At 69.5% G+C, this 4,537-nt stretch carries 3 protein-coding genes; 1 reads left to right on the top strand and 2 read right to left on the bottom strand.

Annotated elements, in window-relative coordinates:
* Positions 1 to 48 precede the first annotated feature (48 nt).
* Positions 49 to 2,589 carry an ABC transporter permease gene (locus ACFWGJ_RS42275; RefSeq protein ID WP_387334278.1) on the bottom strand — a complete coding sequence of 847 codons (2,541 nt, stop codon included), beginning with the start codon at positions 2,587 to 2,589 and terminating at the stop codon, positions 49 to 51.
* 104 nt (positions 2,590 to 2,693) lie between these two features.
* A complete protein-coding gene (locus tag ACFWGJ_RS42270; protein WP_387334277.1) occupies positions 2,694 to 3,476 on the bottom strand; it encodes an ABC transporter ATP-binding protein in 783 nt (260 codons plus the stop codon).
* A 373-nt stretch (positions 3,477 to 3,849) separates the two neighbouring features.
* Here ACFWGJ_RS42270 and ACFWGJ_RS42265 point away from each other — a divergent pair, with 373 nt between their 5' ends.
* Positions 3,850 to 4,386, top strand: coding sequence for a dihydrofolate reductase family protein (locus ACFWGJ_RS42265; RefSeq protein ID WP_387334276.1), 537 nt, complete (start codon positions 3,850 to 3,852; stop codon positions 4,384 to 4,386).
* Positions 4,387 to 4,537: the final 151 nt, after the last annotated feature.

Raw genomic sequence — 4,537 nt, 5'->3', positions numbered from 1 at the left:
GGCTGGAAGACCAGCCCGGCCGACGTGGGTGTTGCGCGAGGCGGGAGGTTATTCGGACTTGATGGCCGTCAGCATGTTGAGTTTGGAGGCGCGGCGGGCGGGCCATACCGCGGCCAGCATGCCCACGCCGGCGGCCAGGGCGAGGAAGAGCGCCAACCGGCCCCAGGGCATGACCAGTTCGTACGTCGGAAGTGAGGGGGCGATCAGTTCGCCGGCCGCCCAACCGAAGAACGTACCGAGGCACAGGCCGAGGACCGCGCCGAAGAGCGAGATGACCAGGGACTCCAGGCGCACCATGCGCTTGATGCCCTTGCGGTCCAGGCCGATGGCGCGCAGCATGCCGATTTCGCGGGAACGCTCGAAGACCGACATGGCCAGGGTGTTGATGACGCCGAGGACGGCGACGATCACGGCCATGGCGAGCAGTCCGTAGAGCATGTTCAGCAGCAGGGTGATCGCCTTGGCGATGTCGTTGGAGATGTCCTGCTTGTCCTGCACGTTGATGGCCGGGTTGTCGCCGAGCGCTTTCTGCAGCGCATCCTTCGTGGCCTGGTTCGGGCCGTCCTCGGTCTTCACCATCACCTTGTTGTCGGTGACGTCGGCCATGTGCGCGGAGAGCACCGCGCTGTCGATGAGGATTCCGTTGAGCAGGGAGTTGCCCTCGTAGACGCCTGCGACGGTGAACTGTTTCCTGGCGCCGTCCTCGAAGGTGACCGGGACCTTCGATCCCGCGTGCCAGTTGTTGTCCTGGGCGGTGTCGTCGTCGACGACGATGGTGGTCCCGGTGACCTCGGAGAGTGAGCCGGAGCTGAAGTCGACCGAGATCATCTGGCCGATGGTGTCGCCGTCGACGCCGGTGAGCGCTGTCGTGTCGCCGTCGACCAGGGCCGGAGAGGTGCGCTGGATGCTGGTGGCGGTGACGCCGTCGGTGCGCTTGAGGGTCTTCTCCACATCGGGTGACAGGCCGGTGGCGCCGATGGCGCCCAGGGAGACGACGTAGTCACTGCGCAAGGAGCCCGCGGCCATCTCGTCGATGCTCTTCTGCACGCTTCCCGCGATCACGGTCAGGCCGGTGATGAGCGTGAGGCCGATCATGAGCGCGGAGGCGGTGGCGGCGGTGCGGCGGGGGTTGCGCACCGCGTTCTGGCGGGCGAGTTTGCCCGCGATACCGAAGACGCGCAGCACCGGCGCGGAGGCGGCGATCATCGGCCGGGACAGCAGCGGGGTGAGCACGAACACGCCGATCACCAGCGCGCCGGCGCCCAGCCCCATCGGTGCCTTGGCGTCGCCGCTGCTCATGCCCGTCGCGGCGAGAATCAGTGCGACACCGCCGCCGGCGAGGATCGCGCCGATGGTGTTGCGTACGACGAGGCCGCGGCCGCTCGGAGCGGCGTGCACGCTGCTCATCGCGGCGATCGGGGGGATCTTCGCGGCACGGCGGCCGGGCAGCCAGGCGGCGAGGACGGTGACGACGACGCCGACGACGAGCGCGGCGAGGACGGTGGTCGAGGAGACGATCAGTGGCCCGTCGGGGACCGTGGAGCCGGTGGCGCCCAGCAGCGAGCGCAGTGACGCGCCCAGTCCGATGCCGGCGAGGAGACCGGTGACGGCGGCGACCGAACCGACGACGGTGGCCTCGATCAGCACCGAGCGGGTCACCTGGCGGCGGCTGGCACCGACCGCGCGCATCAGGGCGAGTTCCCGGGTGCGCTGGGCGACCAGCATGGTGAAGGTGTTGGCGATGATGAAGATGCTGACGAACAGCGCGATCCCCGCGAACACCAGGAGGCCGGTCTGCAGGCCGCTCATGCCGGCCTTGATGTCCGCGGCCTGGTCATCGGCGAGCTTCTTGCCGGTGACCGCCTGCGACCTGGCGGGCAGCAGCTTGTCCACGCCGGCCTTGAGCGTCGCTTGCGAGGTGCCGGCCGCGGCCTTGACGTCGATCTGGTCGTACCGGCCGGGCTCGGTGAACAGCTTCTGCGCGGTGGCGTTGTCGAAGAGCGTGAGGGTGCCGCCCGCCGCGACATTGCCGTCGTCGGTGGTGAAGATTCCGACGATCTTCTTCTGCCGCACCGGGCCGTCGGTGGACAGCCGTACGGTGTCGCCGACGCGGTAGTCGCCGCGGTCGGCGGTCCTGGAGTCCAGTGCCACCTCGGCGGCGGTGTGCGGGGCGCGGCCGGAGCCGAGGTCGTACCGCGGATCCTTGCCGTTCTTCGCGGGGTAGTAGTTGCCGCCGGTGCTGGAGAAGCCGTTGCCGAGGAGGTCGCCGTCCTTGTCGGCGACGGCGGTGTATCCGGCCACGGTGCCGGTGACGGTCCCGGCCCCGGGAACGGCCGAGATCTGGTCCAGCAGGCGCTGACTCAGCCGCGGTGGGTCGCCGGGGCTCGTGTCGTCGTTCTTGTCGTGTGGGCGGACCGCGACATCGACATCGCCGAATCCCTTCTCGGAGCTCTTCTGGTAGGCCGTGGAGATCGTGTCGGTGAACACCAGGGTGCCGGAGACGAAGGCGACGCCGAGGAGTACGGCGAGCACGGTCATCAGCAACCTGGCCTTGTGGGCCAGCACATTGCGCAGGGCGGTACGGAACATGGGGGAGTCCTGGAGGAGAGGCGGGAGCGTGGTGGCCGGTTCGCGGTGCGGCGGCGACGGGCCGGGAGGCCGCCGCGCGGCGGCAGGTCGTGGTCAGCCCGTGATCAGCTCGTACGTCCCTTGGCGTCGAAGCGCTTCATGCGGTCGAGGACGGTGCCGGCGGTCGGGTCGTACAGCTCGTCGACGATCCGGCCGTCGGCGAGAAAGATCACCCGGCCCGCGTGGGCGGCCGCGACCGGGTCATGGGTGACCATGACGACGGTCTGGCCGAGCTGCTGCACCGAGTTGCGCAGGAAGCCGAGGACCTCGGCGCCGGAGCGCGAGTCGAGGTTGCCGGTGGGCTCGTCGGCGAACATGATGTCGGGCTTCCCGGCCAGCGCACGGGCCACGGCCACACGCTGCTGCTGACCACCGGAGAGCTGGTTCGGCCGGTGCTTGAGTCGCCCGGACAGGCCGACGGTCTCCACGACCATGTCCACCCAGTCCTTGTTGGGCTTGCGGCCGGCGATGTCCATGGGCAGCGTGATGTTCTCCAGCGCGGTCAGCGTCGGCAGCAGGTTGAAGGCCTGGAAGATGAAGCCGATCTTGTCGCGCCGCAGTTGGGTGAGTTTCCTGTCCTTGAGCGCGGACACCTCGACGTCGCCGATGCGCGCCGAGCCGCCGGAGATCGAGTCCAGACCGGCCATGCAGTGCATGAGCGTGGACTTGCCGGAGCCCGAAGGGCCCATGATCGCCGTGAATTCGGCCTGCCGGAACTCGACAGAGACGCTGTCCAGGGCGACCACCTGGGTCTCGCCCTGTCCGTAGACCTTGGTCAGGTCCGTCGCGCGGGCCGCGGCCACGGCGGGGCGGGTCGCGGTGGGGGCGCCGGAGGGAAAGGCGGTCACGGTGGAGTGCTCCTGTCGTACGAGGGCCGGTGCACCGGAAGATGCCGACGGCCCGTGGACGTGAACCGATGAGGTTTCGCTATGGCCTCCATCGTCCGTGCCGGCGAGACCTCGGACATCCGACCGCGCGCCCGTTGATGATGCGGACCAAAGTCGAAGGCGGCCGACGCCGAGTAGTCCTCAAGGAGGAGAGACCTCCGCCCGGCGGCGGCCAGGCCCCGACGACGAGCGGGATCGGAAACAGCGGGCAGCCGCATGCCGGTGGACACCGCGATGGCGCCATCGGGCAGGCCCGGTTCGTGATTGCCGCCGAGGAAGATGTCGCTCAGCGGCCTATGATGCGATCCCTGCCCCACCTGCTTGGAGAAGACGCATGAGTGATGCGAGCACCGGCAAAGTGGTCGTGAACAGGGTCATGTCCCTGGACGGATTCATCGCCGGTCCCGGCCACACGATGGACTGGATCTTCGAACACATGACGTCGGCGACGTTCCCGGAGGTCATGGCGGCCACGGGCGCCATGCTCATCGGCCGGGGCACGTACGAGGTCGGCAAGCGTATGTCCGAGGAGAACACCGGCTACGACGGCGGGACGCAGTTCGTGCTCACTCATCGCCCGCCCGACGAGCCGGACCCCGACGTCACCTTCCTCACCTGCGACATCGAGCAGGCCGTGGCCACGGCACGCCTCGCCGCCGGCGACAAGAACCTGGAGATCCTCGGCGCCGACGTGGCCGCCCAGTGCCTGCGGCACGGCCTCGTCGACAAGATCCTGGTGTACGTGCTGCCGGTCCTGCTCGGCGACGGCGTCCGCTTCGCCCCGCCGGGCCTCGACCGGATCGACCTGGAACCGTTCAGCAACGTCCAGTCGGGCGGGGTCACGATGCTGCGCTTTCACGTGCGCAAGTAGCGTCGCAGCCAGAGGCAGCTGCACAAGGCTGTGTTCAGAGGGTGGTGGGGCGCGGGCCGGGGGGGGGGGGGGCCCCGGGCGGGGGGGGGGTGTCCCGAACCTGGGGGCCGGGGGGGGGTGGGGGGGGGGCGGGGGGGGCGGCGAACAAGCC

The organism is Streptomyces sp. NPDC060205, assembly GCF_042728395.1.
GTDB lineage: Bacteria > Actinomycetota > Actinomycetes > Streptomycetales > Streptomycetaceae > Streptomyces.
The sequence above is the reverse complement of the archived record's forward strand: the minus strand, read 5'-3'. Positions and strand labels throughout refer to the sequence as shown.

Bases quoted from the DNA above. Each gene is read 5' to 3' on its own strand.
- ACFWGJ_RS42275 (WP_387334278.1), bottom strand. From the start codon at position 2,589: ATGTTCCGTACCGCCCTGCGCAATGTGCTGGCCCACAAGGCCAGGTTG.
- ACFWGJ_RS42265 (WP_387334276.1), top strand. From the start codon at position 3,850: ATGAGTGATGCGAGCACCGGCAAAGTGGTCGTGAACAGGGTCATGTCC.